We start from the raw sequence: 26,179 nt of genomic DNA on the forward strand, positions 1-26,179 counted from the left end.
GGCCTCGTAGAGCCGGGTGCCGCCCTGGAGGGCGACGTCGGGGACGCGCCTGCCGACGAGCGGGTGGGCTCCCTTGGGGGCCGGGTAGCGCACGCCGATGCCGGTGATCTGGCCGACGGCGCGGGTGCGGGCGGGGCGGACCCGGTCGAGGAAGCCGGTCAGTCCGGCGCGGGCCGCGAGCGTCCACGGGCGCTTGGCCATCGCCATCCGCACGATGCCGCCGCTGCTGCGCAGCACGGACCTGCCGACCGGGTGCCGCTCGGCCTCGTAGGTGTCCAGCAGGTCCGCGGAAGCCCGGCCGCCGACGACGGCGGCGAGCTTCCAACTCAGGTTCGCGGCGTCCTGGAGGCCGGTGTTCATGCCCTGGCCGCCGGCCGGGGTGTGCACGTGGGCGGCGTCCCCGGCGAGCAGCACCCGGCCCACGCGGTAGTGCGGCGCCTGGCGTTCGTCGCTGTGGAAGCGGGACATCCAGCGGGCGTCGTGCATGCCGTAGTCGTGGCCGAGGGCGAGCCGGGCGATCTCCTTGATCTCGTCGAGGTCGAGGGGCTCGGTGTCCGGGACGTTGCGGGCCCGGTTCCAGCCGATCACTCGGTAGTAGCCGTCGCCGAAGGGGGCGATGAAGGCGAAGGCGTCGCCGACCGCGTTCACGGTGAGCAGGTTCTCGGGCTTCTCCGCGAGCCGTACGTCGGCGAGGACGACGGAGCGGATCGCGGACCGGCCGGGGAAGGGCAGCCCGACGGCCTCCCGCACGGTGCTGCGCATCCCGTCGGTGCCGACGACGTAGGCGGCGCTCAGCTCCCGGTCGCCCGCCGACTCCCCGTCCTTCGTGCGGAGTTGGAGGGTGACGCCGTCCGATCCCTGGACCAGGCCGGTCACCTCGGTGTCGTGCGCGAAGGTGACCCCGGCCTCGGCGGCGCGCCGCTCCAGCGCCTTCTCGACCTCGTACTGCGGGACGACGAGGAGGTGGTTGAAGCGGGACGGCAGGCCGGTCAGGTCGATGGAGAGGCGGCCGAAGAGGCGCAGCCGGTCGAGCTGCTGACCGGCTTCCTCGATCCCGTCGGCGAGGCCGCGCGCGTCGAGCTGCTCCAGGGTGCGGGCGTGCACGACGAAGGCGCGGGAGAGGTTGCTGATCCCGCGGGGGCGCTTCTCGACCAGGGTGACCGGGACGCCGGCGGTGGCGAGGTCGCCCGCCAGGAGCAGTCCGGTGGGGCCGGAGCCGACGATGATCACAGAGTTCGTGGAGCCGTGCGCGGTGCCGTTCATGGTGGCCTCCTGCGTCCGTGGGCTACGTCCGTGCCAACACCTGTTGGTCAACGCTTGTTGGCAAACGTAGAACCGCCGGTATGGACTGTCAACAGGTGTTGGCCTACGTTTGTTGGCATGAGCGAGAAGCAGCAGGTCGGTCGCCGTTCCGACGCCACCCGGGCCACGATCCTCGCCGCGGCCAGGGACCGGTTCGCGGCGGACGGCTACGAGCGGGCGACGATCCGCGCCATCGCGGGCGACGCCCGGATCGACCCGTCCATGGTGATGCGGTACTTCGGGAACAAGGAAGGGCTCTTCGCGGCGGCCGTCGCCCTCGACCTGCGGCTGCCCGACCCGGCGGACGTCGCGCGCGAGGACATCGGGCGGACCCTGGTGGGCCACTTCCTGGACCTGTGGGAGGCGAACGACGAACTCACGGCGCTGCTCCGGGTCGGCGCCACCAACCCGTCGGCCGCCGAGCGCATGCAGGGCGTGCTGCGCGAGCAGCTGATCCCGATCGCCCGGCAGGTCTGCCCCCGCCCGGACCAGGCGCCGGCCCGGGCGGCGCTCAGCGCGTCACAGGTGCTGGGGTTCGCGCTGACCCGGTACGTGCTGCGGTTCCCGGCGAGCGTGGCCCTGGAGCGCGCGGAGGTCGTGGACTGGCTCGGGCCCACCGTGCAGCGCTATCTGACGGCGGAGTCGGCCGACAAGCCGTAGGGGCGCGGGCCGGAAGAACGCGTCGAGGGCACCCATCGCGGCGGGTGCGCGACGGGTGCCCTCGACGGGGAAACTCAGGGGAAGCCGGGGCGTCAGCCCTGCTTCTGCTGCTTGCGGGACTTGTCGCCCACCATCACCAGACCGGCGATGACCAGGAACAGGACGATCGGGGCGACCACGTAGAGGCCGAGCGTCTCGATCACGCTCAGGCCGGTACCCGGGTCGTCGCCGTCGTCGCGCGTGAGCGCGAGTGCCGGGGACGTCATGAGCAGCATCATCAGCGTCGTACCGGAGGCCAGGGCGCCGGCGCGCAGAGCGTTCTTCTTGTCCACGGTGCCAACGTAGCGAACGCCTAAACGAGGCGCGCGTCCGGGGGGCCTGTAAGAGGCACGTCGCGCGCCCCGCCCGCTTCGGCGAACACCGCGAGCAGGGCGTGCGCGCGCGGCGATCGCGCCAGGTCCTCCAGGGTGACGGGGCGCCCCTCGGCGTCGGCCACCGGCAGCCGCCAGTTGGGGTACTCGGCCCAGGTCCCCGGCAGGTTCTGCGGCCGCCGGTCGCCGACCAGGTCCGGCAGCCAGACGCCGATCATCCGGGCGGGCGTGCGCAGCAGGAAGCGGTGCACGGCGCGGACGGCCTCCTCCTCCTGGTCGGCGCCGCCCGCGAGCAGACCGAGCCGGGCGAAGAGCGCGAGCCACTCGGCGACCTCCGTGGCCGCCTCCGTCGGGGTGGCGCTGGACAGGCCGAGCCGCTCCCGCAGCCGTACGTCGTCGCCGGTCAGCCGGGCCGCGGTGGACGGCAGGTCGTGCGTGGTGGCGGTGGCGACGCAGTCCGTGCGCCACTGATCGGCCGGCACCGGTCGCCCGTCGCCCGCCCAGTCGCGCTCGAACCAGAGCACGGACGTGCCGAGCACCCCGCGCTCGCGCAGCGTCTCGCGGACGCCCGGCTCGACGGTGCCGAGGTCCTCGCCGATGACGTACGTGCCCGAGCGCGACGCCTCCAGGAGCAGCACGGCGAGCATGGCCTCGGCGTCGTAGTGGACGTAGCAGCCCTCGGTCGGCTCCTCGCCCTCCGGGATCCACCAGAGCCGGAACAGGCCCATGACGTGGTCGATGCGGACGGCGCCCGCGTGCCGCATCAGGCCCCGCAGCAGGTCGCGGAAGGGCGCGTACCCGGTCTCGGCCAGCCGGTCGGGGCGCCACGGCGGCAGGCCCCAGTCCTGGCCGCGGGCGTTGAAGGCGTCGGGCGGCGCCCCCACGCTCATCCGTTCGGCGAAGACGTCGCGCTGCGCCCAGGCGTCGGCGCCGCCCGGGTGCACGCCGACGGCCAGGTCGTGCACGAGCCCGATCGGCATGCCCGCGTCGCGGGCGGCCCGCTGGGCGGCGGCGAGCTGGGTGTCGGTGAGCCAGGCGAGGCGGCTGTGGAAGTCGACGCGGTCCATCAGCTCGCGCCGTGCGCGCGCCGTCCCGGGCGAGCGCGGGTCCTGGAGCGCGGCGGGCCAGGCGTGCCGGTCGGGGCCGTACCGCTCGGCGAGGGCGCACCACGTGGCGTGGTCCTCCAGGGCGGTGCCCTGCTCGGCGAGGAAGTCGCAGTAGGCGGCGCGGCGCCCCGGGCTGAGCGGCACGGCGTGGACCGCTTCGAGGACCTCGCGCTTGAGCGCCCAGACGGCGTCCCGGTCGATCAGCCCGCCCTTGTCGAGGACCGCGTCCCGCAGCAGGGCGGCCTCCCGCGTCCTCGCGGGGACGTACGCGTACTCGGGGACGTCCTCGATCCGCAGGTGCACCGGGTCCGGGAAGCGGCGCGAGGAGGGGCGGTACGGGGACGGGTCGGTGCCTCCGCCGGGCCCGGCCGGCACCGCCGCGTGCAGCGGGTTGACCTGGAGGAAGCCGGTGCCGTGGGTGCGCGCCGACCAGGACGCGAGGTCGGCGAGGTCCGCGAGGTCGCCCATGCCCCAGGAGCGGGCGGACAGCAGGGAGTAGAGCTGGACCAGCAGGCCGTGGGTGCGGCCCGGCGGGGCCGGGGCGGTGGGCGGCGCCGCGATCAGATGGGCCTCGGCGGTCCGGCCGCCGGGCACGGTGACGCGCAGCCGGTGCGCGCCGGGCGGGGTCGGCGTTCCCGGGTCCCACGCCGCGTAACTGCTCCCGCCTTCCAACCGGATCTCGAGGTCCGCCCGTTCGGGCAGGCGCAGGGCCCAGTCGGGGACCCGGCCGTCGGCCCAGAGCACCACGGTGGGCGGGATCAGGCGCCCGGCGAGTTCCGCCTCGCGCGCGGCGAGCGCGTCCGGCGAGGCGGCGTCCACGCCGAGGGCGGCGAGGGCGGCCGTCACCGCCGCGTCGGACGCCGCGACCGTGCGGCCGGGGGCCGGGGAGTAAGAGGTGGCCACGCCGTACAGGGCGGCGAGCCGGGCAGGACTCACCCCGCGGCCAGGCCGCTGGGGGTGGGCTCGGAGGTGAGCGGCGCCTCGTCGGCCATCGGCGGCTCGGACGTCAGCGGGGCGTAGTCGGCGAACGGCGGTTCGCTGGTCAGCGGCGGTTCGTAGGAGTACGTGGTGGTGTCGGCACCGGTCGTGACGGTGTCCGCGTGTTTGGAGAGAGCCGAGAGCAGAAGATGAGCCGATGCGGCCACGGGGGCCTCCTTCGTCAGAAGTCTTCGGTGGGCCGTGAGTCGGAAGCCCTACCCAGAGGACGCGGTCGCAGACCTGTACTGGCGCTCAACGTGTTGCTGGTCACATTGTGAACGACGAAAGGAACTTGGCCAGAGGGCCGGGAGAACCGGAAGAACTTCACCCGCCTCACCACGCCCGACAGGGCAATTGCGGCACAACGGCCACGGGCGTTGACACCCTGCCCCGGTGAATGGTGGGCTCGGTAGCCACTCTGGGACACTCGTCTCTTTGTTGATCTCTGAGTCGATCGCTGATCGTTGATCCGTGAGGAGTACGCCGTGCAGCTCCGGCGCAGGAAGAGGGCGGCCGCCGTCGCGGTCGCCGTCATCGCGGGGACGCTGGGCGGCGCGAGCGGAGCACTGGCCGCCCCGCCGGCGCCGGGCACCTCGTCGGGCGACCTGACGTCGGACGAGGGACTGCCGTCGGTGTGGCCGCGGCCGCAGTCGCTGAAGGCAGCGGCGAACGACGTGACCGTGCCCGACGACGTGGTGCTCGTGGTGCCGCCGGGCACCGACCCGTACGCCGTGGAGGCGCTGCGCACCGTGCTGCGGACCGCGGGGGCGCGGGAGATCCGGCAGGTCGACGACGAGGCCGCGGTCCCGGCCGGGTCCGGGCTCGTCGTGCGCACGGGCTCCGCGACGCCCGAGTCGGCGTCGTCCGGCGCGAGCGACTACCGCACCGAATCGCGCGGCAACGCGGCCGGTTCGCTGGACACGGCACTGCGCGGGCTCGGCGCGACCGCCCGCCGCGATCTGCCGTCGGGCGGCTACCGGCTCGCCGTGGGGTACGCCGCCGGGCGGCCCCTCGTCGCCATGGAGGGCATCGGGGACGACGGTCTGTTCCACGCCGCGCAGACGTTCCGGCAGCTCGTCAGCGGGCGCACCGTCGCCGGGGCCGTGGTGCGGGACTGGCCGGGCACGACGGTGCGCGGCCTCACCGAGGGCTTCTACGGGACGCCGTGGACGACCGAACAGCGGCTCGCCCAGCTGGACTTCATGGGCCGTACCAAGCAGAACCGCTATCTCTACGCGCCCGGCGACGACCTGTACCGCCAGGCCCGCTGGCGCGAGACGTACCCGGCGGCGCAGCGCGCGGACTTCCGCGAGCTGGCCGCGCGGGCCCGCGCCAACCACGTGACGCTGGGCTGGGCCGTCGCGCCCGGCCAGGCGATGTGCATGTCGTCCGACGCCGACCTCAAGGCCCTCACCCGCAAGCTGGACGCCATGTGGGCGCTGGGCGTGCGGGCGTTCCAGCTGCAGTTCCAGGACGTGTCGTACAGCGAGTGGCACTGCTCGGCCGACGCCGAGGAGTTCGGGTCGGGGCCGAAGGCGGCCGCGAAGGCGCAGGCGAAGGTGGCGAACGCGGTGGCCGCGCACCTCGCCGCCCGGCACCCGGGCGCCGGGCCGCTGTCGCTGATGCCGACCGAGTACTACCAGGACGGGAAGACCGAGTACCGCACGGCGCTCGCGCGGGGTCTCGACGACGCGGTGGAGGTCGCCTGGACCGGGGTCGGCGTCGTGCCGCGCACCATCACGGGCGGTGAACTGGCGGACGCCCGCGCCGCGTTCGGCTCGTCCGGCTCGGCGCACCGGCTGCTCACGATGGACAACTACCCGGTGAACGACTACGCGGAGGACCGTATCTTCCTCGGTCCGTACACCGGCCGCGAGCCCGCCGTGGCGTCCGGCTCGGCGGCGCTGCTCGCGAACGCGATGGCCCAGCCGACGGCGTCCCGCATCCCGCTGTTCACGGCGGCCGACTACGCGTGGAACCCGCGCGACTACCGCCCCCAGGAGTCCTGGCAGGCGGCGATCGACGATCTGGCGGACGGCGACGAGGACACGGAGCGGGCCCTCGGCGCCCTCGCGGGCAACGACGCGTCCTCGGTCCTCGGCGCCGACGAGTCGGCGTACCTGAAGCCGCTGATCTCGGCGTTCTGGCAGGCGCGCACGACGACGGACGGGAAGCGGACCACGAAGACCGCCGCGGCGCTGCGGGACGCGTTCACCGTGATGCGCCGGACGCCGGGCGCGCTCGACGACACCGGTCTCGACGCCGAGGTGCGGCCCTGGAGCGAGAAGCTGGGCCGCTACGGCGAGGCGGGCGAGGCGGCCGTCGACATGCTGGCCGCGGCGGCCCGCGACGACAGCACGGCGGCGTGGACGGCCGCCCGCCGTCTGGAGGGGCTGCGGGCCGACCTGAAGAGGCGGCAGGTCACGGTCGGGGCCGGGGTGCTCGACCCGTTCCTGGCGAAGGCGCAGCAGGCGTTCGCGGCCTGGTCCGGCACCGACCGGGCGGACAGCGCGCAGGGCGCCGAGGCCGAACTCCCGCGCACCCGCACCCTGTCCACGATCACCGTCCTCGCCGACCCGGGCACCCGGGGCACGGTCGAGGCGCGGGTGCCGGGCCAGGGCTGGCGGCGCATCGGCGGCCTCACGGACGGCGGCTTCACGGAACTCTCCGCGAAGGGCGTCCGGGCGGACGCGGTGCGCGTCACGGGCGCCGCCGCCGGCACGGTCGGCCACCTCGTGCCCTGGTACGCGGACTCCCCCGCCGCCTCCCTCGCCCTGGCCCGCACCGAGGCCGACGCGGAGATCGGCGGCGGCGCGCAGCGGGTGACGGCGCGGCTCACGTCGCAGCGCCCCGGCGCCGTGCGCGGGAAGCTCACGGCGAAGGCCCCGCACGGGATCCGGGTCGAGGTGCCCGCGGAGTCCGAACTGCCGCGCGGCACACGGGTGGACGTGCCGGTCGAGGTGACCGTCCCCAAGGACACCCCGGCGGGGACGTACGAGATCCCGGTGTCGTTCGGCGACGAGACCCGGGCGGTGTCGGTGCGCGCTTATCCGCGCACCGCGGGCCCCGACCTCGCCCGCTCCGGCACGGCGTCCGCGTCGGCCGACGAGACGGCGGACTTCCCGGCCGCCGACGCCAACGACGGTGACGCCTCGACCCGTTGGTCCTCGCCCGCGAAGGACGGCGAGTGGTGGCAGGTCGAGCTGGCGGAGCCGGTCAGGCTCGGCCAGGTGGTGCTGCACTGGCAGGACGCGTACGCGAAGGGCTACCGCGTCCAGACGTCCGCCGACGGCCGCACCTGGCGCACGGCGGCGACCGTGCGGGACGGGCACGGCGGGCGCGAGTCGGTGCGGATGGACGCGAAGGACGTGACGTTCGTCCGGGTCGTCGGCGACGAGCGGGCGACCGAGTACGGGATCTCGCTGTTCTCGGTGGAGGCGTACGCGGTCGCGGAGTGAGCTGACCGGAAGCGGAATCCGTTCCCTCACTTGTCCTGCCGCACGCGCCGCTATGTACTCAGTACATATACGCGGTACATAATGATCGTCATGAGCACCCGCCACGTCCTGCTGGGACTGCTCGCCGCCGGTCCGCGCCACGGCTACGACCTCAAGCGCCGGCACGACGAACGGTTCCCGCAGGCCCGCCCCCTCGCCTACGCGCAGGTCTACACGACCCTGCAGCGCCTGGTCCGCGACGGACTGGTGGAGGTCGACGGCACGGACTCCGACGGCGGCCCCGAGCGCACCCTGTACCGGGCCACCGACGACGGGACGGCCGAACTCCTCGGCTGGGCGGGGGAGATCACCCCGCCCGCGCCGCACGTCGCCAACGAGATCTTCGCCAAGGTCGTCGTCTCCATCCTGGTCGCCGACCAGGGCGCGGACCCCGCCGCACACCTGCTGGCCCAGCGGGCCGCGCACATGGCCCGGATGCGCGAACTCACCGCGGTGAAGAGCGATCCGGGCGCCGACCTCACCACCGTCCTCTCCGCCGACTACGCCCTCGTCCACCTCGACGCCGATCTGCGCTGGATGACCACCACCGCCGCCCGGCTCACCACCCTGACCGCGGAGGTCACCGCAGCATGAGCACACTCCTGACCGCCGAGGGGCTCACCAAGTCCTACGGCAGGACGCCCGCGCTCCGCGGCGCCCACGTCGACGTCCGCCCCGGGGAGATCCTCGCCGTGACGGGCGCGAGCGGCAGCGGCAAGTCGACGCTGCTGCACTGCCTGGCCGGCATCGTCCGCCCCGACCAGGGCTCGGTGACGTACCAGGGCGACCGGCTCGACGCACTCGACGAGGAGCGGCTGAGCGAGCTGCGCCGCACCGACTTCGGGGTCGTCTTCCAGTTCGGCCAGCTCATCCCGGAGCTGAGCGCCCTGGACAACGTCGCCCTGCCGCTGCTGCTCGCCGGCCGGTCGCGCACGGCGGCCCGGACGGAGGCCGACGCGTGGCTTGAGCGGTTCGGGGTGCGCGGCGGGCGCGAGCTGCGTCCCGGCGAACTGAGCGGCGGACAGAACCAGCGGGTCGCGCTCGCCCGGGCCCTGGTGACCGAGCCGAAGGTCGTCTTCGCCGACGAGCCGACCGGCGCCCTCGACTCCCTCGCCACCGAACAGGTCCTCACCTCCCTGGTCCACACCACGCGCGAGACGCACACGGCGGTGGTCCTGGTGACGCACGAGGCGCAGGTGGCGGCGTACGCGGACCGGGAGGTGTGCCTGCAGGACGGGGTGGTGCAGGAGACCTCCGTGGCCATGACGGCGGTGCAGCGGTGAGCCTCTCCTCCGATCTGCGGCTCGCCTGGCTGCTCACCCGCGGCGCCGACCGGCTGGAGCGGCGCCGGGCCGCCCTGACCGCCGTGGGGGCGGCCGGGGCGACCGGGTTCGCGACGGCGGCGGTCGCGCTGACGAGCCTGCGCGGGCAGGTCGCGTTCTCGTACGGGTACGGCCTGCTGAACCAGCCGGGCACCCGGCAGGGCATCATCGCCGGGCTGCTCCTCCTGCTGGTCCCGGTGCTCGGCTTCCTCGGCCAGTGCGCCCGGATCGGCGCCGTCCACCGGGACCGGCGGCTCGCGGCCCTGCGGCTCGCGGGGGCCGGGCCGAAGCGGGTGCGGCGGATCGCGGCCCTGGAGGCGGGGCTCGCCTGCCTGGTGGGCGCGGCCGCCGGATACGCCGTGTTCGCGGTGGCCGCGCTGAGCCTGGACCGGGCGGCGGACCCGCTCGCCTGGCTGGGCGCCGCGGTGGTGGCCCTGACGATCCCGGTGCTCGGCGTCCTGGTGAGCGCGCTCGCGCTGCGCCGGGTCATCGCCTCGCCGCTCGGGCACGTGCGGCGGGAGCGGCCGCGGCGCGGGCCCGGGGTGCTCGCGGGGCTGCTGCTGCCGGCGCTGGTGGTCGTCGTCGGGGCGGCCCTGATCATGACGCAGGGCTCCCGGTCGGGCAGCGCGGCCCTGCCGATGTCCATCCTCGGCACCGTGGTGCTGACCGGCACGGGCGCCATCTGGGTCGCCGGGGCGTCGGCGAAGGCGATCGGGCGGCGGCTGGCCGCACGCGCCGAGCGGGCCGACGTGCTCATCGCGGCGCACCGCCTCCAGGCGGACCCGTGGGCGGCGTCCCGCAGCCACGCGGCGGTCGTCCTCGTCACGGTCGTCGGCGTCGCCACCGCCGGGATCGGGCAGATCCTCGTCGAGGGACTGCACGAGCAGCAGCGCCTGGGGACGATGGGCGAGTCCATCGCGTACTACACCTTCGGCCTCGGCCTGACCGCCACGGCCATCGGGATCGCCCTGCTGATCAGCCTGGCCGGGCTCGCCGTGGGCACCGCCGAGTCGCTGTCCTCGCGGCGCCGGGCGCTCGCCGCGCAGTCCGCCGCCGGGGTGCCGCGCCGGGTCCTGTCCCGCACGCTGCTCCTGGAGACGGCGCTGCCGCTGGCCCCCGCCCTGGTCCTGGCGACGGCGGGCGGCACCGTGATCCACTCCGCGTACGCGATCGCCCTGAACCGGTCCGTCCCGGTCGTGCTGCCGCTCCTGGTCCCGGTCCTCGTCTACGCGGCCTGCCTGCTGGCGGCGGCGACGGCCCTGCCGCTGCTGCACCGCTCGGCCCGGCCGGACCGGCTGCGGGTGGCCTGACGGCCGTGGGAGCACGAGAGCGGGGGCGCGGGAGAAGATCTCCCGCGCCCCCGCTCTCGTAGCGGCCGGGCGGCTCTACTTCGACAGGTTCGCCGGCGGTATCGGCGACGCGGCCAGCGACTGCGGTGACGTCGTCGACGCGTACGCGGACGGCGCCGACATGCCGGCCGTCGGGTCCGCGGCGGCCTCGGCCTCCGCCTGGGCGGGCAGCCCGCCGACGATCCGGATGCCGGCCTCGTCGAAGGCCCGCTTGATGCGCCAGCGCAGCTCGCGCTCGACGGTCAGGGCCTTGCCCGGCATGGTCTTGGCGGAGACCCGCACCACCATCGAGTCGAGCAGCACGCTGTCCAGGCCGAGCACCTCGACCGGGCCCCACAGCATCTCGTTCCACGGCTCGGCCTTGCTCATGGCCTCGCCGGCCTCGGCGAGCACGGCCTTCACCTTGTCGAGGTCCTCGTCGGAGCGGACGGTGACGTCGACGCCGGCGGTGGCCCAGCCCTGGGACAGGTTGCCGATCCGCTTGACCTCGCCGTTGCGCACGTACCAGATCTCGCCGTTGTCGCCGCGCAGCTTGGTGACGCGCAGCCCGACCTCGATGACCTCGCCGGAGGCGACGCCCGCGTCGATGGTGTCGCCGACGCCGTACTGGTCCTCCAGGATCATGAAGACGCCGGACAGGAAGTCGGTGACGAGGTTGCGGGCGCCGAAGCCGATGGCGACACCGGCGACACCGGCCGAGGCCAGCAGCGGCGCCAGATTGATCTCGAACGTGCCGAGGATCATCAGCGCGGCCGTGCCGAGGATCACGAACGACGCCACCGAGCGCAGCACGCTGCCGATGGCCTGCGAGCGCTGCCTGCGCCGCTCCACGTTGACCAGCAGGCCGCCGAGCGCGGTGCCGTCCACGGCCTGCACGGTGCGGTTCATGCGCTCGATCAGTTTGGTGATCGCCCGCCGGATGGCGACCCGCAGCACGGCGGCGATGACGACGATCAGGACGATCCGCAGACCGATGCCCAGCCAGGTCGACCAGTTCTGCTCGACCCAGCTGGCGGCCTGACCGGCCTGCTCCTGGGCGTCCTTGAGTGTGGGCTGTTCATTGCCGCCGGCAGCCGACAGGACGGACAAGATCACGGCAGGTACCTCCAGGCGTAGCCATCTGCCCGCCTCGGGGGGACGCGGCTCGGGGTCAGTGCGGGCAGGCCCACCACACTAACGGGGCATCGTGTGTGGACCGTTGTCACGTTCGAAGGAGAGACCGTGCTCACCCCGTGCCCACCCGGGTCTCGCCCGGGTCGCCGCGGGGCAAGAAGGAGATGTGGTCGAAAACACTTCAAGGCCGTTACGCGGACATGGTGGCGCCATGACCAGCCATGAGGGGAGACTGACTACGAGATCGTCCCGGCGCGAGCCACGCGCCGCCGGCGTACAAGGAGGCATTCCGTGCCGCATGTCCTGGTCCTCAACGCGTCGTACGAGCCCCTCGGCGTCGTACCGCTCCGCCGCGCGCTCGTACTCGTCCTCGAGAACAAGGCCACGTGCCTCGAGGAGTCCGGCGCCTTCATGCACAGCGCGACACGTACCGTCCCCGCACCCAGCGTGGTCCGCCTCAAGCGGTTCGTCCGGGTCCCTTACCGGGGGCCCGTTCCACTGACCCGGCGTGCGCTGTTCGCCCGTGACGGCGGCCGGTGCATGTACTGCGGTGGCGTCGCAACCAGCGTCGACCACGTCATCCCGCGCAGCCGCGGGGGTCAGCACGTCTGGGACAACGTGGTGGCGTCGTGCCGCCGCTGCAACCACACGAAGGCCGACCGCCACCTGGTGGAGATCGGCTGGCGACTGCGCCACAAACCGGCTCCGCCGTCGGGCCTGGCCTGGCGCATCATCGGGACCGGACATAGGGACCCGCGCTGGCTGCCCTACTTGCAGCCGTTCGGCGCGGACGAGGCACTGGCCCGGATCGAAGGCGTCTCCGCCTGATCTTCGATCCGGGTCTTTGCGTATCGGACCGGCACGTCCGGTGGCCGCCCGCGCGGGTGCGCGGGCGGCCACCGGCGTGACTCCTGCCACGAAAGGGCTGAGGACCGCGGTGACACGGACCACGTTCGCGATCGGTGGGGACCTGGAGGTGCGCCGGCTCGGGTTCGGCGCGATGCACCTGCCGACCGAACCGGAAGAGGCGCGGGCGGCCGCCGTCGCGGTGGCGCGGCGCGCGGTCGAGCTGGGCGTCACCCTGATCGACACCGCCCACATGTACGGGGGCGGCGGGGCCAACGAGGAACTCCTCGCCGAGGCCCTCCACCCGTACCCGGACGGGCTGTTGATCACCACCAAGGTCGGCATCGCCCGCTCGGCCGGATCCGGCGAGTGGGAGCTGGACGGGCGGCCCGAGGTACTGCGCGACCAGGTGGAGCAGGCGCTGCGCCGGCTCCGCGTCGAGCGGATCGAGCTGCTCCAGCTGCACCGCATCGACCCGAGGACCCCGCTCGCCGACCAGCTCGGCACGCTGGCGGAGCTGCGGGCCGAGGGCAAGGTCGGCCGGATCGGACTGTCCGAGGTGACGGTCGACGAGCTGGCGGAGGCACGGAAGCTGATCGACGTGGCGAGCGTGCAGAACCGCTACAACCTCCTCGACCGCGAGCACGAGCCCGTGCTCGACGCGTGCACGGCGGCCGGCATCGCGTTCCTGCCCTGGCGCACGGTCGCCTGGGGAGACGCGGGAGCGCGGGCCGAGGTCGCCGCCGTGGCCGCCGAACTGGACGCCACCCCCACCCAGGTGGCCCTCGCCTGGCTCCTCGCCCACTCCCCCGCCGTCCTCCCGATCCCCGGCACCGCGCACGTCGGCCACCTGGAGGAGAACGTCGCGGCGGCCGGCCTCGAGCTGACCCCCGCCCAGCGCGCACGGCTCGACGGGCTCGGCGATACCGCCAACGGGGCCCAGGCGTAGGGCCGTTGGTCATGCCGGGCCAGGTGTCGACCGGCGTTCGCCGTATCCGTCCGTAGCATCGGGGGATGACCTTCGACGACATCCCCACGACGACCCTCGCCGACCTCCTGGGCCGGGCGCAGGTCATGGATCTCGGTGTCCGCTCCCTGTATGCGCCGGTCCCGCACCTCGCGGGGCCCGCCTTCACGGTCCGCTGCGTGCCCGGCGACAACCTGATGCTGCACGCCGCGATCCACCGCGCCCCGGCCGGTTCGGTGATCGTCGTCGAGTCCGGCGACGTCGACTTCGCGCTCGCCGGCGGCAACGTGTGCGCGGTCGCCCAGCGGCGCGGTGTCGCCGGGTTCGTGCTCGACGGGGTGATCCGGGACATCGGCGAGGTGCGCGCGTCGGGGTTCCCGGTGTTCGGGCGCGGGGTCGTGCCGATCCCGGGTACGAAGAAGGCGGTGGCGCCCCTGGGTGAACCGGTGCGCTGCGGCGGGGTGACCGTGCGCGCGGGCGACGTGGTCGTGGCCGACGAGGACGGCGTCGTGGTGGTCCCGCAGGACCGCGCCGGCCAGGTCGTCGCCGACGCCCGGGCCAAGCTCGCCGCGGAGTCCGCCGAGACGCTCGACGCGTGGGAGGCGGCGCATCGGGCGAAGATCGAGAAGGCGCTCGGCGAGGGCGGCTTCACCGGGTGAGGAAGGGCTGGTGGTGCGTTGATGGGTGAGCGGACGGTGGTGGCGAACGGCGTCCGGATCCGCGTCGAGTCGTTCGGCGATCCGGCCGACCCGCCGCTCCTGCTCGTCATGGGGAACGGCGCGTCCATGCTCTGGTGGGACGAGGGGTTCTGCCGGACGCTCGCCGGTGGCGGGCGGTTCGTCGTCCGGTACGACCAGCGGGACACCGGGCGCTCCGTGACGTATCCGGTGGGGCGGCCGGGGTACACCGGCGCCGATCTCGTCGACGACGCCGCCGGTGTGCTCGACGCGTACGGCCTCCCCGCCGCGCACGTCATGGGCGTCTCCGGGGGCGGCGGCGTCGCGCAGCTGCTCGCCCTCGACCATCCCGGGCGGGTGCTCTCGCTCGTCCTGATGAGCACAACCGCCGCCGTGCCGGACGGCGGGGGACGCGAACTGCCGCCGCCCAGCGAGGAGTTCGGCCGCTTCGTCGCCACCGCACGGGTCGACTGGACCGACGAGGCCTCCGTCGTCGACCACCTCGTGGCCTACGAGCGGGTGCTCACCGGCACCGAGCGGCCCTTCGACGAGGCGGCGGCCCGCGACCTCGTCCGCCGGGACGTCGCACGGGCCCGGGACTTCCCCGCCGTACAGAACCACGATCTGCTCTCCGACGGCGCCGGCGACGGCAGCGGCAGCGACGGGCGCCACCGGAGCCGCGGGTCCCTCTCCTCGATCGCCGTGCCCACCCTCGTCGTCCACGGCACCGCCGACCCCCTGTTCCCCGTCGAGCACGGCTCCGCCCTCGCGGAGCGGATTCCGGGGGCCGGGTTCCTGCCGCTCACGGGCGCCGGGCACGGACTGCACCGCCCCGACCTGGCGGTCGTCGCCCGCGCGGTCCTCGCGCACACCGGCCGGAAGTAACGAGTTGGTTGCCCAGAGGGCGTCCCCTATTGACGCCCCCGTCACGAGCGACTTACGTTCCTCGCACCCAATAGGAAACTTTCCTAACAGTGCTTGCGAGGAGGCAGGTCATGGCCGGGACGACTCCGGGTACCCCCAGCGTGCTGCGCGCCATGAACGACCGCGCCGCCCTCGACCTCCTCGTCGCCCACGGGCCGCTCACCCGCACCCGGATCGGTGAGCTGACCGGGCTCTCCAAGCCGACGACCTCGCAGATCCTGGGGCGGCTGGAGAGCGCCGGCCTGGTGCGGACCACGGGCAGCCAGACCGGCCGGCCGGGACCGAACGCCCTGCTGTACGAGATCGACCCGGACGCCGGCCACGTCGCCGCCCTCTCCGCCGACCCGACCGGCATCACCGCCGTCGTCGCCGACATCACCGGCGCCGAGCGCGGCCGCCGCCGCATCGAGGCCGTCGCCGTGGCGGAGGACGTGCGGCACCGCACCGCGCAGCTCGTCGCCGAGGCCGTCGACGGGGCGCTGCACCAGGCCGGGCTCGGCCACGACGACCTGACGGCCACCGTCATCGGCACGCCGGGCGCCATCGACCCGCACAGCGGGCAGCTGCGGTACGCGCCCCACCTGCCGGGCTGGCACTCGCGGACCCTGCGCGCCGAGCTCGCGGAAGTGCTCGGCACGCCCGTGTCCATCGAGAACGACGTCAACCTCGCGGCGCTCGCCGAGCAGTACGAGGGCGCCGCCCAGGACCACGACGACTTCGTCCTCGCGTACGTGGACGAGGGGGTCGGTGCCGCCATCGTGCTCGGCGGCGTCCTGCTGCGCGGGGCCACCGGCGGCGCCGGCGAGATCGGCTACATGCCGCTGCCCGGCGCCCCGCTGGCCCGGGGCGGCGACTCCGTGCACGCCCGCACCGACGCGGGCGGCGGCTTCCAGAGCATCGTCGCCGCCCCCGCCGTGCGCCAACTCGCCGGCGGAGTCCAGGACTTGACCGAGGCACTGGCCGACGTGAAGGTCCTCGACGAGGTCGCCCGGCGGCTCGCCACCGGTCTCGCCGCCGTCGTCGCCGTCGTCGACCCCGAACTCGTCGTGCTCTCCGGGCAGGTGGCCCAGGCGGGCGGCGACGCCCTGCGCGAGCGCGTGGAGGAGGAGCTGACCGGGCTGGCGCTCCCCCGTCCGCAGCTGCGGATCAGCGAGCTCCACGGCGACCCCATCCTCACCGGTGCCCTGCGCACCGCCCTCACCCAGGCCCGCGACACCGTCTTCGACACCAGCGGCGCCTGACCGCACCCCTCTGCCCCCGTACACCTCCCTTCTCCGGACCTCCCCCGAACCCCCGTACCAGTAAAGGACGTTCGCCATGCCCCGATGGCGTATACCCCTGCGCGCCCCCGTGCTGCTCACCGCGGCCGGGCTGCTGCTCGCCGGCTGTGCCAATCCGAGTACCGGCAGCGCCACCGACGATCCGACGAAGCCGGTCACCATCACCTTCTGGCACGGCTGGTCGGCGGAGGGCGAGGTCAAGGCGATCGACGACTCGATCGCCCGCTTCGAGAAGGCCCACCCGAACATCAAGGTGAAGTCGGTGGGGAACGTCTCCGACGCCACCGTGAACCAGGCGCTGCGGGCCGGCGGCGACGAGGCCCCCGACGTCGTCTCGTCCTTCACCACGAACAACGTCGGCCAGTACTGCGACTCCGGCATGTGGGCCGACCTCGACCCGTTCATGAAGAAGACCGGGCTCGACAAGAAGAAGATCTTCCCGCAGTCGCTGCTCGACTACACCAGCTACCAGGGCAACCAGTGCGCCCTGCCGCTGCTCGCCGACGCGTTCGGCATGTACTACAACAAGGACGCCTTCGAGAAGGCGGGCATCACGCACCCGCCGAAGACGATGTCCGAGTTCGTCGCCGACGCCAAGAAGCTCACGGTCAGGAGCGGCAACTCGTACCAGCGCGTCGGCTTCATGCCGAACTTCCGGCTCTACCAGAACAGCCCCGACCGGCTGTTCGCGCAGTGGGGACCGACGTACTTCGACAAGGACGGGGCATCGCGGCTCGCGAAGGACCCGGCGACCTACCAGTTCTTCGGCACCGCGAAGAAGCTGATGGACGCGCAGGGCGGCTACAACGCCCTGGAGCGGTTCCGGACCTCCTTCGGCGACGAGATGTCCAACCAGAACGCCTTCCTGAGCGGCAAGCTGGCGATGCACCTCGACGGTGAGTGGCGCGGGCTCATGCTCAACGACTCCAAGGCGAAGTTCGACTGGGACGTCGCCCCGCTGCCCGTCCCCGACGACCAGCCGGAGACGTACGGGCGCGGCTATCTGACCGGCACCGTCGCCGGCATCGCGCACAGCAGCAAGCACCAGAACGCGGCCTGGGAACTGGTGAAGTTCCTGACCACCGACACCGACCAGGTCGTGAAGTTCGCCAACGCGATCCACAACGTTCCGTCGACGAACGCGGCCCTCACGTCGCCGAAGCTGGACGCCGACCCGAAGTTCCGCACCTTCCTGGACATCGCGAAGAACAAGTACAGCCAGGTGATGCCCCCGTCGACGAACGGCGGCATGTACGTCGTCCAGCTCCAGGACTTCTCGTACACCCAGGAAGCGGGCCGCGTCCCGGACCTGAAGGCGGGGCTGAAACGCCTCGACAAGCTCATCGACGCCGACACCCTGCAGTCGCAGAACTGAGGACCCGCGCATGGCAATCGCACTCTCCCGGCCGGCGCGGCGCAGACTGCGCACGCTCGGCTTCCTGTCCCCCTGGCTGATCGGGTTCAGCGTCTTCTTCGCGTACCCGCTCCTGGCCACCGTCTACTTCTCGTTCATGCACTACAACCAGATCAAGGCGCCCACGTTCGTGGGGCTGCGGAACTGGAAGTACGTGTTCCAGGACATGCCGCTGTTCGGCCCCGCCCTGTGGAACACGCTGTGGCTGGTCGTCATCATGGTGGCGCTGCGGGTGGTCTTCGGACTGTCCCTCGGCCTGCTGGTCACGAAGATCAAGACGGGGGTCGGCTTCTTCCGCACCGCCTTCTACCTGCCCTACCTGGCGCCGCCGGTGGCCGCCACCGTCGCCTTCGTGTTCCTCCTCAACCCGGGCACAGGTCCGGTCAACGAGGTCCTGAGCAAGATCGGCATCGACGGCCCGAACTGGTTCAACGACCCGACCTGGGCCAAGCCGTCGCTCGTGCTGCTCTCCCTGTGGGGCATCGGCGACCTCATGGTCATCTTCATGGCCGCGCTCCTCGACGTGCCGAAGGAGCAGTACGAGGCCGCGGACCTGGACGGCGCCGGCGCGTTCGCCAAGTTCCGGTACGTGACCTGGCCGTCCATCACGCCGATCGTGATGTTCGCCGTCGTCACCGGTGTCGTGCAGACCATGCAGTACTACACCCAGGCCCTGGTCGCCGGAAAGATCGCGTCGGGCGTCTCCATCGGCCCCGGCTCGGTCATCCAGCCCGGCTATCCCGACCACTCGACCCTGACCGTCCCCCAGCTCGTCTACTCGATGGGCTTCCAGAACTTCAACACCGGCGCGGCGTGCGTCCTTTCGCTCGTGCTGTTCGCCATCGCGATGGCCGTGACCATGCTGCTCATGCGCAAGCGCTCGGGCCTGCTCGCGGCGGAGGACTGATCCACATGACGACTACGACCCTGCGCCCGGCGCCCGCCGTGGCCGACCCGGCCCCCGCGGCCGACGGCCCCGCCGGTGCCCGCGCCCGCCGCAAGCGGATCCTGAACTGGATCGCCGTGCACTGCGTCGCCATCGCGGTGGCGCTGCTGTTCGTCCTCCCGTTCGTGTTCGTCTTCCTCACGTCCGTGATGAGCGACGACCAGGCCATGAGCGGCGATCTGTGGCCGAACTCGTGGCACTGGGAGAACTACAAGGCCGTCTTCGAGACGGACGGCTTCCTGGACTGGTGGAAGAACTCGCTGATCTACGCGGGGCTCGGCACGCTCCTCACGGTCTGCTCGGCGATCCCCGTCGCCTACGCCCTCGCCAAGTTCCGCTTCCGCGGCCGCCGCACGGCGATGCTCCTGGTCATCTCGACGATGATGCTGCCGCCGCAGGTCATCGTGATCCCGATGTACCTGGTGTGGGCGCAGCAGTTCCACCTCTCCGGGACGCTGTGGCCGCTGATCATCCCGATGGCGTTCGGCGACGCGTACTCGATCTTCCTGCTCCGTCAGTTCCTGCTGACGATCCCGAAGGAGTACATCGAGTCCGCGAAGGTCGACGGGTGCGGTGAGCTGCGCACCCTGCTGAAGATCGTCGTCCCGATGGCCAAGCCGGGCATCGCCGCGATCGCGCTGTTCCAGTTCTTCTACTGCTGGAACGACTACTTCGGGCCGCAGATCTACGCGGCCCAGAACCCGGCGTCCTGGACGCTCAGCTACGGGCTCGAATCCTTCAAGTCGGCGCACAGCGTCAACTGGAACCTGACGATGGCCGCGACACTCCTGGTGATGGCGCCGGTCTGCATCGTCTTCTTCTTCGCACAGAAGGCCTTCGTCGAAGGCGTCACCCTCACCGGGGTAAAGGGCTAAGGACGGTATTTCGGTTATGAAGCTCGCAGTGGTCGGCGGAGGCTCGACCTACACACCCGAACTCATCGACGGATTCGCACGGTTGCGGGACACCCTGCCGATCGAGGAGCTCGTCCTCGTCGACCCGGCCGCCGACCGCCTGGAACTGGTGGGCGGCCTGGCGCGGCGGATCTTCGCCAAGCAGGGGCACCCGGGCGTCATCCGCACCACGTCCGACGTGGACGCGGGCGTCGCCGACGCGGACGCCGTGCTGCTCCAGCTGCGCGTGGGCGGCCAGGCCGCCCGCAACCAGGACGAGACGTGGCCGCTGGACTGCGGCTGCGTCGGCCAGGAGACGACCGGCGCCGGCGGCCTCGCCAAGGCGCTGCGCACCGTCCCCGTCGTCCTCGACATCGCCGAGCGCGTGCGCCGCGCCAACCCCGACGCGTGGATCATCGACTTCACGAACCCGGTCGGCATCGTGACCCGGGCCCTGCTCCAGGCCGGGCACAAGGCGGTCGGCCTGTGCAACGTGGCGATCGGCTTCCAGCGCAAGTTCGCCAGGCTGCTCGACGTCACGCCGTCGCAGGTGCACCTGGACCACGTCGGCCTCAACCACCTGACGTGGGAGCTCGGCGTCCGCCTCGGCGGGCCGGACGGCGAGAACGTGCTGCCGCGGCTGCTCGCCGAGCACGGCGACGCCGTCGCCGACGACCTGCACATGCCGCGGGAGATCGTCGACCGCCTCGGGGTGGTCCCGTCCTACTACCTGCGCTACTACTACCAGCACGACGCGGTCGTCAGGGAGCTGCGCACGAAGCCGTCCCGGGCCGCCCAAGTGGCCGAGATGGAGCGTGAGTTGCTGAAGATGTACGGCGACCCGGCGCTCGACGAGAAGCCGGAGCTGCTCGCCAAGCGCGGCGGCGCGTTCTACAGCGAGGCCGCGGTCGACCTGGCGGCGTCGCTGCTGGGCGATCAGAGGGGCGGGGCCGAAGGCCCCTCCGGCAAGGGCGGTGGTGGGAGACGGGTGGGCGGCTCCCCGTACCAGGTGGTCAACACGTACAACAACGGCACGCTGCCCTTCCTGCCCGACGACGCCGTCATCGAGGTGCAGGCGGCCGTGGACGGCAAGGGCGCGCGCCCGCTGCCGGTGGCGAAGCTCGACCCGCTGTACGCGGGCCTGATCGCCAACGTCACGGCGTACGAGGACCTGGCCCTGGAGGCCGCCCTGCGCGGCGGCCGCGACCGCGTCTTCAAGGCCCTGCTCGCGCACCCGCTGGTGGGCCAGATCGAGTACGCCGAGCAGCTCACGGACCAGCTGATCGCGCACAACCGGGAGCACCTCGCGTGGGCATGACCGTCCTTGCCGTCGATGCGGGGAACAGCAAGACCGACGTCGCGGTGGTCGCGGCCGACGGCACCGTCGTCGGCGCGGCCCGCGGCGGCGGGTTCCAACCGCCCAAGGTGGGCGTCGAAGCGGCCGTCGACGTCCTCGCGGACGCGGTCGGCCGGGCCTTCGAACAGGCCGGCACCGACACGGTCGGGCACGTCTCGGCCTGTCTGGCGAACGCCGATCTCCCGGTCGAGGAGCGGGAGTTGGCGGACGCGCTGCGCGCCCGCGGCTGGTCGTCGAGCGTGACGGTCCGCAACGACACGTTCGCCGTGCTGCGGGCCGGACTGCTGGAGGACGCGGAGCCGCGCGGGGTGGCGGTGGTGTGCGGCGCGGGCGTCAACTGCGCCGGCATGCTGCCGGACGGGCGCACCGCCCGGTTCCCCGCGATCGGCAAGATCTCGGGTGACTGGGGCGGTGGCGGGGGCCTGGCGGAGGAGGCCCTCTGGTACGCCGCCCGGGCGGAGGACGGCCGGGGCGGGCCCACGGCGCTGATGCGGACGCTGCCCGCGCACTTCGGGGAGCCCTCCATGTACGCCCTGATCGAGGCGCTGCACCTGGGGCGAGTGCCCCTGGAGCGGCGCCACGAGTGCACGCCGGTCCTCTTCGCGACGGCGGCCGACGGTGACCCGGTGGCACGGTCCCTGGTCGACCGGATGGCCGACGAGGTCGTGGCGATGTCGACGGTGGCGCTGCGCAGGCTCGACCTGTTGGACGAGGCGGCCCCCGTTCTCCTCGGCGGCAGCGTGCTCGCCGCGCGCCATCCTCAACTGGACGGCCGCATACGGGAGTTGCTGGCCGAGCGAGCTCCGAAGGCGACGGTCCGGGTGGTGGCGGAGCGGCCCGTGCTGGGCGCTGCGCTGCTCGGTCTGGACACGGTGGGCGCATCCCCCGACGTGCACGCCCGCGTGCGGAGCCACTACTCGCCGTAGGCGGCTCCGTCGGTCCTTCGTCCGCGGGCCGGTGGGGCTTCTCGCGCAGTTCCCCGCGCCCCTGGAGCATGCGGCTTCGCCGCAGCCCCATCGGCGCCCCCTGAGATGGCGCACGCAGTGCGCATCTCAGGGGCGCGGGGAACTGCGCGGCCGGCCCCCACCGGCCCGCACCCGGGAACCGAACACCCCCGACACTCGTGTTCAAGAGGAGGACCCGCGCACAAGATCAGCCAAGGTCTGTGCGGATGCACCTCGCGGCAGCGATACTTGCGGCCGACGTACGACCATGGGGGAGGGTCGAGTGACATACCCGCCGAACGGGAGCGAGGCGCCACCGGGGCGCGGCGCCGTGCCCACGATGCCGACGGTCCCGCCGCAGCAGACGCGCGGCGGCACCCCGCCGGCCCGGCCCGCCGCACCGGCGGCCCCGCGCCGCACCGCCTGGGCGGAGGGCGTGGACCGGCTGAAGGCCGGGGCCACGACCGAGCCGGGGCGGCTGCGGATCATCGGCGCCGTACTGGCGCTGCTCGTCGTCGCGTTCGGCGCGACGACGGCCTGGCAGATGACGGACCGTTCGGCCGCCGCGGACGACGTGCTGCACTCCAGCCAGCCGCTGAGCGCCGACGCCGCCGACATCTACCGGTCGCTCGCCGACGCCAACACCGCGGCGTCCAGCGGCTTCCTGGCGGGGGGCCAGGAGCCCGCCGCCGTACGGGACCGGTACGAGAAGAACATCAGGACCGCGGCGGGCAAGCTCGTGACGGCCGCGGCCAGCACCGACCCGGGCTCCCCCTCCGCGAAGACGATCGCGAAGCTGAACACGCTGCTGCCGCAGTACAAGGGCCTGATCGAGCGGGCCAGGGCGAACAACCGGCAGGGCTTCCCGCTGGGCGGCGCCTATCTGCGGTACGCGAACGACAAGATGCAGACCGAGATGCTCCCGGCCGCCGAGGACCTGTACACGAAGGAGAACCAGCGGCTGCGCGACGACTACGACTCGGCGACGCCGTACCCGTGGATCGCGATCGGCTTCGGAGTCCTCGCCATCGGTGGTCTCGCCTGGGCGCAGCGGCGCAACTACCGTCGTACGAACCGGGTGTTCAACCAGGGTCTGCTCGCCGCCACCGCCGCGTCGACGGTGGTGCTGCTGTGGCTGGTCGTGGGGCACACGGTGGCGCGCAGCGGGCTCGACTCCTCGTACGACCACGGGGTGCGGTCGCTGAACGTGCTGCACGACGCGAGCATCGCGTCCCTGAAGGCGCGGGGGAACGAGAACCTGACACTGGTCAGCCGGGGCGCCGAGACGGTGCAGGTGAAGGGCAAGACCGAGGACAAGTACAACGTCGACTTCGAGAAGCAGATGACCACGCTGGCGGACAAGCTGAAGGCGGCGGACGCGCTCGCCGACGACGGGGCGGGCAAGCGGCCCGTCACCAAGGCGGACGCGAGCATGAAGGAATGGCTGGACCGCCACAAGGACGCCCGCGCCAAGGACGACGTCGGCGACTACCAGGGCGCGCTCGACAAGATCATCGGCTCGAAGCAGGACAAGCCGACGGGTGAGTGCTTCGATCTGGTGGACCAGAGTCTCGACACGGCGCTCGCGCACGAGCAGGCACAGTTCGACACCGACGCCGGTGACGGCCGTGACGCGATGACGGGGCTGCCGGTCGGCGCCGCGGTGCTCGCGGTGCTGGCCGCCGCGGGCGCAGTGCTCGGCATCGGGCGCAGGCTTTCGGAGTACCGGTGAGAGGGGGTGCGGAAATGGGGGCGGCGAAGCCTCGATTGAGGGCGGTGGTGGGAGACGGGCGGGAGGATCAGCGACGGGGTCGGCGGACGGTGAGTCTGCGCGGCTGGGGCGGCGTGGCGGCGATGGCGGTCGCCTGCGCCCTGACGGCGGTGTTCGCACTGCTGCTCCCCCTGACGGCGCAGCGCGGGGACGCGGGCGACGGCAGCACCGGGGTCGGTGGCGGCGGGGTCGCCGAGGGCCTCCAGGCCAGGGCCGCGGACTGCGACCCCGCGGTCAAGGGCAAGGAGCCGGAGGCCAGTCTGCGTCCGGACGGCAGCGAGAGCGGCGCGGCCGTGCAGGCCATCAAGAAGCGCGGCTACCTGTCGGTCGGCGTCGACCAGAACAGCTACCGCTGGGGCTACCGCGACCCCAACAGCATGTCGAAGACCAGTGAGCTGGAAGGTTTTGACATCGATCTCGCGCACGAGATCGCGGACCAGATCCTCGGCAGCCCGGACAAGATCCGCCTCAAGGCGATCCCGACGAACGAGCGCATCCCGGCGATCCAGCGCGGCGACGTCGACATGGTCGTGCGCACGATGACCATCAGCTGCAAGCGCCTCGACGAGGTCGACTTCTCCACCGCGTACTTCCAGACGGGCCAGCAGGTGCTCGCCCCCAAGTCCTCGACCGTCAAGGGGTACGGGGCGTCGCTCGCCGGCAAGCGGATCTGCACGGCGAAGGGGTCGACGGCCGAGCTCGAACTGGGCGACGCGAAGAAGAAGCCGGTCGACGAGGGCGGGGTGCCGCAGAGCACCGACATCTCCACGACCGTGCCGAACCAGCTGGACTGCCTGGTGCGCCTCCAGCTCGGCGAGGTCGACGCGGTGGTCACCGACGGCGCGCTCGCGGCGAGCCAGGCCGCGCAGGACCCGACGGTGGAGCTCAAGGGCAAGCCGTTCACCGAGGAGTACTACGGCGTCGCCATGAAGAAGGGCGCCGACGACCTGGTGCGCCGGGTCAACCAGGTCCTCGAGGACTACCGCAAGGACGGCGGCTGGCAGAAGTCCTACGACAAGTGGCTGCAGTCGGCGCTGGGGCCGTCCGACGGGCCGCCCGCGCCGAAGTACAAGTAGCGAACATCTTCCGGGCACTTGAGCAATTGAGGGAAAGCGAGAGGTGATCGATGGGCGTCGCGGGACCCCCTGGTCCGGTGATGGACCGGGACGAGGTGGACCGTGCCCTGGCCCGGCTCGGCGCCGAGCACGAGGCGATCGAGACGTCGCTGCTCGCGCTCCAGGACCACGCCGGCCGCCGCCTGCTCGAAGGCGCACAGCTGACCGGGACGACCCGGGAGCGCTGGTCGTCGGCCGAGCAGGCGATCACGCTGTTGTGGACGTACTTCGACGCGTACGCGGCGGCCCTGCGCACCGCGCGCGAGGTGCGCTCGCGGCGCCGCTGGCCCAATCGGGACGATCTGGTGGAACTCACCGACCTGCTGCGCGGCGAGAGCGTCACGGTCGCCCCGGGTGCGAGCACGGGCGGCGGTTCGCCGTCGATCACCGGCCCCGCGAAGCTGTCCGAGCGGTTCACGCTCGCCGCGCTCGTGGAGCGGATGAACGAGCTGTACGCGTCGTCGCTCGACATGGTGGTGGCCGCCGACGTCGTGTGGTCGGCGCTGCCCGCCCGGATCGACCTGCTCGCCGCCGAGCTGGGCCGCACCCGTCAGCTCGCCCACTCCGTCGGCGTGCGCCCCGGTGAGCATCCGGCGGGCGACGACCTGGAGCAGATCACCGGCGCGCTGACCCGGCTGCGGGAGCAGGTGGTGTCGGACCCGCTCGCGTACTGGCAGCGGGCGCACGGGAGTTCGGCGCCCGGCGGCGGCCGGCCCGACACGACGGCGTACGACCGGGAGGCGCGCGCCCTGGAGGACGTGCGGCGGGAGATCGAGGCCGTGCTGACGGTGCGGCAGGACGCGGAGGCCCGCCTCGGCAGGCTGCGGGACGTGCTCTCGCGCGCGGACCGCACGCTCGCCGAGGCGAGATCGGCGCGCGGCGAGGTGCTGGCGAAGATCGCCGCGTCGGAGGTGCCCGCGGTGTCGGGTCCGCCGACGGCGCTGCAGGAGCAGCTGGCGGCGGCCGCCGACTACCGCAGACACGGTCAGTGGCACCGGCTCTCCCCGCTCCTGGAGTCCCTGGAGTCGAAGGCCGAGGACGAACTGCTGCGCGCCCGCGAGTCGTTGACGGCCGTGACGGCGCCGCTCGCCGTCCGCGCGGAGCTGCGCGGGCGGCTCGACGCGTACAAGGCGAAGGTGGCCAGGCTCGGTTTCGCCGAGGACCCGTTCCTGGTGGAGCGGTACGACGCGGCGCGGCGCATGCTGTGGAGCGCGCCCTGCGATCTCCGGGTGGCGGAGGAGGCGGTCCTGCGGTACCAGCGGGCGGCGGCCGACGTGCTGGCCGCGCCCACGGAACAGAGGGGGGAGTCGTAGTCGTGGCTGAGGTACGCAAGTGCACCCGCCCCGG

23 protein-coding genes are annotated in these 26,179 nt (G+C 72.9%); 18 read left to right on the top strand and 5 right to left on the bottom strand.

Annotated elements, in window-relative coordinates; all coding sequences use genetic code 11:
* The coding region (locus M4J07_RS28650) for an FAD-dependent monooxygenase (RefSeq protein ID WP_255976274.1) at positions 1 to 1,263 on the bottom strand (1,263 nt) is incomplete at its 3' end.
* Positions 1,264 to 1,380: 117 nt separating this feature from the next.
* Between M4J07_RS28650 and M4J07_RS28655 the strand changes: the two genes are divergently transcribed.
* On the top strand, positions 1,381 to 1,962 hold the full coding sequence (locus M4J07_RS28655) for a TetR/AcrR family transcriptional regulator (protein WP_255976276.1): 582 nt from the start codon (positions 1,381 to 1,383) through the stop codon (positions 1,960 to 1,962).
* 92 nt (positions 1,963 to 2,054) lie between these two features.
* Here M4J07_RS28655 and M4J07_RS28660 read toward each other — a convergent pair whose 3' ends face one another.
* Genes M4J07_RS28660 through M4J07_RS28670 form a run of 3 tightly spaced genes read right to left on the bottom strand, consistent with a single transcriptional unit; the run spans position 2,055 to position 4,584 of the window.
* Entirely contained in the window at positions 2,055 to 2,294 is a 240-nt protein-coding gene (locus tag M4J07_RS28660) for a hypothetical protein (protein WP_255976278.1), read from the bottom strand.
* 20 nt (positions 2,295 to 2,314) lie between these two features.
* Positions 2,315 to 4,375 carry a 4-alpha-glucanotransferase gene (gene malQ / locus M4J07_RS28665; RefSeq protein ID WP_255976280.1) on the bottom strand — a complete coding sequence of 687 codons (2,061 nt, stop codon included), beginning with the start codon at positions 4,373 to 4,375 and terminating at the stop codon, positions 2,315 to 2,317.
* Complete coding sequence (locus M4J07_RS28670) at positions 4,372 to 4,584, bottom strand: hypothetical protein (protein WP_255976282.1); 213 nt, start codon at positions 4,582 to 4,584, stop codon at positions 4,372 to 4,374. Before M4J07_RS28670 ends, malQ begins: the two co-directional genes overlap by 4 nt.
* 318 nt (positions 4,585 to 4,902) lie before the next feature.
* Between M4J07_RS28670 and M4J07_RS28675 the strand changes: the two genes are divergently transcribed.
* The 4 genes from M4J07_RS28675 (at position 4,903) to M4J07_RS28690 (ending at position 10,546) form a co-directional block, all read left to right on the top strand.
* Positions 4,903 to 7,875 (top strand): beta-N-acetylglucosaminidase domain-containing protein, encoded by a 2,973-nt coding sequence (locus tag M4J07_RS28675; protein WP_255976284.1) that lies wholly within the window; start codon positions 4,903 to 4,905, stop codon positions 7,873 to 7,875.
* Between the two features lie 90 nt (positions 7,876 to 7,965).
* Positions 7,966 to 8,508: a PadR family transcriptional regulator gene (locus tag M4J07_RS28680; protein ID WP_255976286.1), complete on the top strand. Its 543-nt coding sequence runs from the start codon at positions 7,966 to 7,968 to the stop codon at positions 8,506 to 8,508.
* Positions 8,505 to 9,197: an ABC transporter ATP-binding protein gene (locus tag M4J07_RS28685; protein ID WP_255976288.1), complete on the top strand. Its 693-nt coding sequence runs from the start codon at positions 8,505 to 8,507 to the stop codon at positions 9,195 to 9,197. Before M4J07_RS28680 ends, M4J07_RS28685 begins: the two co-directional genes overlap by 4 nt.
* Positions 9,194 to 10,546 carry an FtsX-like permease family protein gene (locus M4J07_RS28690; RefSeq protein WP_255976290.1) on the top strand — a complete coding sequence of 451 codons (1,353 nt, stop codon included), beginning with the start codon at positions 9,194 to 9,196 and terminating at the stop codon, positions 10,544 to 10,546. The genes M4J07_RS28685 and M4J07_RS28690 overlap by 4 nt, the downstream gene beginning before the upstream one ends.
* A 75-nt stretch (positions 10,547 to 10,621) precedes the next feature.
* Here M4J07_RS28690 and M4J07_RS28695 read toward each other — a convergent pair whose 3' ends face one another.
* Positions 10,622 to 11,680 carry a mechanosensitive ion channel family protein gene (locus M4J07_RS28695; protein WP_255976292.1) on the bottom strand — a complete coding sequence of 353 codons (1,059 nt, stop codon included), beginning with the start codon at positions 11,678 to 11,680 and terminating at the stop codon, positions 10,622 to 10,624.
* 309 nt (positions 11,681 to 11,989) lie between these two features.
* Here M4J07_RS28695 and M4J07_RS28700 point away from each other — a divergent pair, with 309 nt between their 5' ends.
* The 13 genes from M4J07_RS28700 (at position 11,990) to M4J07_RS28760 (ending at position 26,145) form a co-directional block, all read left to right on the top strand.
* Positions 11,990 to 12,526 carry an HNH endonuclease gene (locus M4J07_RS28700; protein ID WP_018531511.1) on the top strand — a complete coding sequence of 179 codons (537 nt, stop codon included), beginning with the start codon at positions 11,990 to 11,992 and terminating at the stop codon, positions 12,524 to 12,526.
* A 109-nt stretch (positions 12,527 to 12,635) separates the two neighbouring features.
* Entirely contained in the window at positions 12,636 to 13,493 is an 858-nt protein-coding gene (locus tag M4J07_RS28705) for an aldo/keto reductase (RefSeq protein WP_255976295.1), read from the top strand.
* A 65-nt stretch (positions 13,494 to 13,558) separates the two neighbouring features.
* Positions 13,559 to 14,170, top strand: coding sequence for an RraA family protein (locus M4J07_RS28710; protein WP_255976297.1), 612 nt, complete (start codon positions 13,559 to 13,561; stop codon positions 14,168 to 14,170).
* A 21-nt stretch (positions 14,171 to 14,191) separates the two neighbouring features.
* On the top strand, positions 14,192 to 15,073 hold the full coding sequence (locus M4J07_RS28715) for an alpha/beta fold hydrolase (RefSeq protein ID WP_255976299.1): 882 nt from the start codon (positions 14,192 to 14,194) through the stop codon (positions 15,071 to 15,073).
* 110 nt (positions 15,074 to 15,183) lie between these two features.
* Complete coding sequence (locus M4J07_RS28720) at positions 15,184 to 16,353, top strand: ROK family transcriptional regulator (protein ID WP_255976301.1); 1,170 nt, start codon at positions 15,184 to 15,186, stop codon at positions 16,351 to 16,353.
* 76 nt (positions 16,354 to 16,429) lie between these two features.
* Positions 16,430 to 17,767: an ABC transporter substrate-binding protein gene (locus M4J07_RS28725; RefSeq protein WP_255976303.1), complete on the top strand. Its 1,338-nt coding sequence runs from the start codon at positions 16,430 to 16,432 to the stop codon at positions 17,765 to 17,767.
* A gap of 10 nt (positions 17,768 to 17,777) precedes the next feature.
* The gene (locus M4J07_RS28730) at positions 17,778 to 18,713 is read left to right on the top strand and encodes a carbohydrate ABC transporter permease (RefSeq protein WP_255976305.1); all 936 of its coding nucleotides are present in this window, start codon (positions 17,778 to 17,780) and stop codon (positions 18,711 to 18,713) included.
* A gap of 5 nt (positions 18,714 to 18,718) precedes the next feature.
* Entirely contained in the window at positions 18,719 to 19,627 is a 909-nt protein-coding gene (locus tag M4J07_RS28735) for a carbohydrate ABC transporter permease (protein WP_255976307.1), read from the top strand.
* 16 nt (positions 19,628 to 19,643) lie between these two features.
* Positions 19,644 to 20,963 (top strand): 6-phospho-beta-glucosidase, encoded by a 1,320-nt coding sequence (locus M4J07_RS28740; protein WP_255976310.1) that lies wholly within the window; start codon positions 19,644 to 19,646, stop codon positions 20,961 to 20,963.
* The gene (locus M4J07_RS28745) at positions 20,960 to 21,928 is read left to right on the top strand and encodes an N-acetylglucosamine kinase (protein WP_255976311.1); all 969 of its coding nucleotides are present in this window, start codon (positions 20,960 to 20,962) and stop codon (positions 21,926 to 21,928) included. The genes M4J07_RS28740 and M4J07_RS28745 overlap by 4 nt, the downstream gene beginning before the upstream one ends.
* 301 nt (positions 21,929 to 22,229) lie before the next feature.
* Positions 22,230 to 23,678 carry a hypothetical protein gene (locus tag M4J07_RS28750; protein WP_255976313.1) on the top strand — a complete coding sequence of 483 codons (1,449 nt, stop codon included), beginning with the start codon at positions 22,230 to 22,232 and terminating at the stop codon, positions 23,676 to 23,678.
* Positions 23,679 to 23,767: 89 nt separating this feature from the next.
* Positions 23,768 to 24,793: a glutamate ABC transporter substrate-binding protein gene (locus M4J07_RS28755; RefSeq protein ID WP_374215095.1), complete on the top strand. Its 1,026-nt coding sequence runs from the start codon at positions 23,768 to 23,770 to the stop codon at positions 24,791 to 24,793.
* Positions 24,794 to 24,843: 50 nt separating this feature from the next.
* Positions 24,844 to 26,145, top strand: a complete 1,302-nt coding sequence (locus M4J07_RS28760; protein WP_255976315.1) for a hypothetical protein — start codon at positions 24,844 to 24,846, stop codon at positions 26,143 to 26,145.
* Positions 26,146 to 26,179 lie beyond the last annotated feature (34 nt).

Source organism: Streptomyces longispororuber (genome assembly GCF_024448165.1).
GTDB classification, from domain to species: Bacteria; Actinomycetota; Actinomycetes; order Streptomycetales; family Streptomycetaceae; genus Streptomyces; species Streptomyces longispororuber_A.

What these genes read in the sequence shown, in the direction of transcription:
- M4J07_RS28655 (WP_255976276.1), top strand. Translation starts at nt 1,381, where the DNA reads ATGAGCGAGAAGCAGCAGGTCGGTCGCCGTTCCGACGCCACCCGGGCC.
- M4J07_RS28715 (WP_255976299.1), top strand. Translation starts at nt 14,192, where the DNA reads ATGGGTGAGCGGACGGTGGTGGCGAACGGCGTCCGGATCCGCGTCGAG.
- M4J07_RS28735 (WP_255976307.1), top strand. Translation starts at nt 18,719, where the DNA reads ATGACGACTACGACCCTGCGCCCGGCGCCCGCCGTGGCCGACCCGGCC.
- M4J07_RS28680 (WP_255976286.1), top strand. Translation starts at nt 7,966, where the DNA reads ATGAGCACCCGCCACGTCCTGCTGGGACTGCTCGCCGCCGGTCCGCGC.
- M4J07_RS28730 (WP_255976305.1), top strand. Translation starts at nt 17,778, where the DNA reads ATGGCAATCGCACTCTCCCGGCCGGCGCGGCGCAGACTGCGCACGCTC.
- M4J07_RS28740 (WP_255976310.1), top strand. Translation starts at nt 19,644, where the DNA reads ATGAAGCTCGCAGTGGTCGGCGGAGGCTCGACCTACACACCCGAACTC.
- M4J07_RS28685 (WP_255976288.1), top strand. Translation starts at nt 8,505, where the DNA reads ATGAGCACACTCCTGACCGCCGAGGGGCTCACCAAGTCCTACGGCAGG.
- M4J07_RS28745 (WP_255976311.1), top strand. Translation starts at nt 20,960, where the DNA reads ATGACCGTCCTTGCCGTCGATGCGGGGAACAGCAAGACCGACGTCGCG.
- M4J07_RS28725 (WP_255976303.1), top strand. Translation starts at nt 16,430, where the DNA reads ATGCCCCGATGGCGTATACCCCTGCGCGCCCCCGTGCTGCTCACCGCG.
- M4J07_RS28760 (WP_255976315.1), top strand. Translation starts at nt 24,844, where the DNA reads ATGGGCGTCGCGGGACCCCCTGGTCCGGTGATGGACCGGGACGAGGTG.
- M4J07_RS28710 (WP_255976297.1), top strand. Translation starts at nt 13,559, where the DNA reads ATGACCTTCGACGACATCCCCACGACGACCCTCGCCGACCTCCTGGGC.
- M4J07_RS28720 (WP_255976301.1), top strand. Translation starts at nt 15,184, where the DNA reads ATGGCCGGGACGACTCCGGGTACCCCCAGCGTGCTGCGCGCCATGAAC.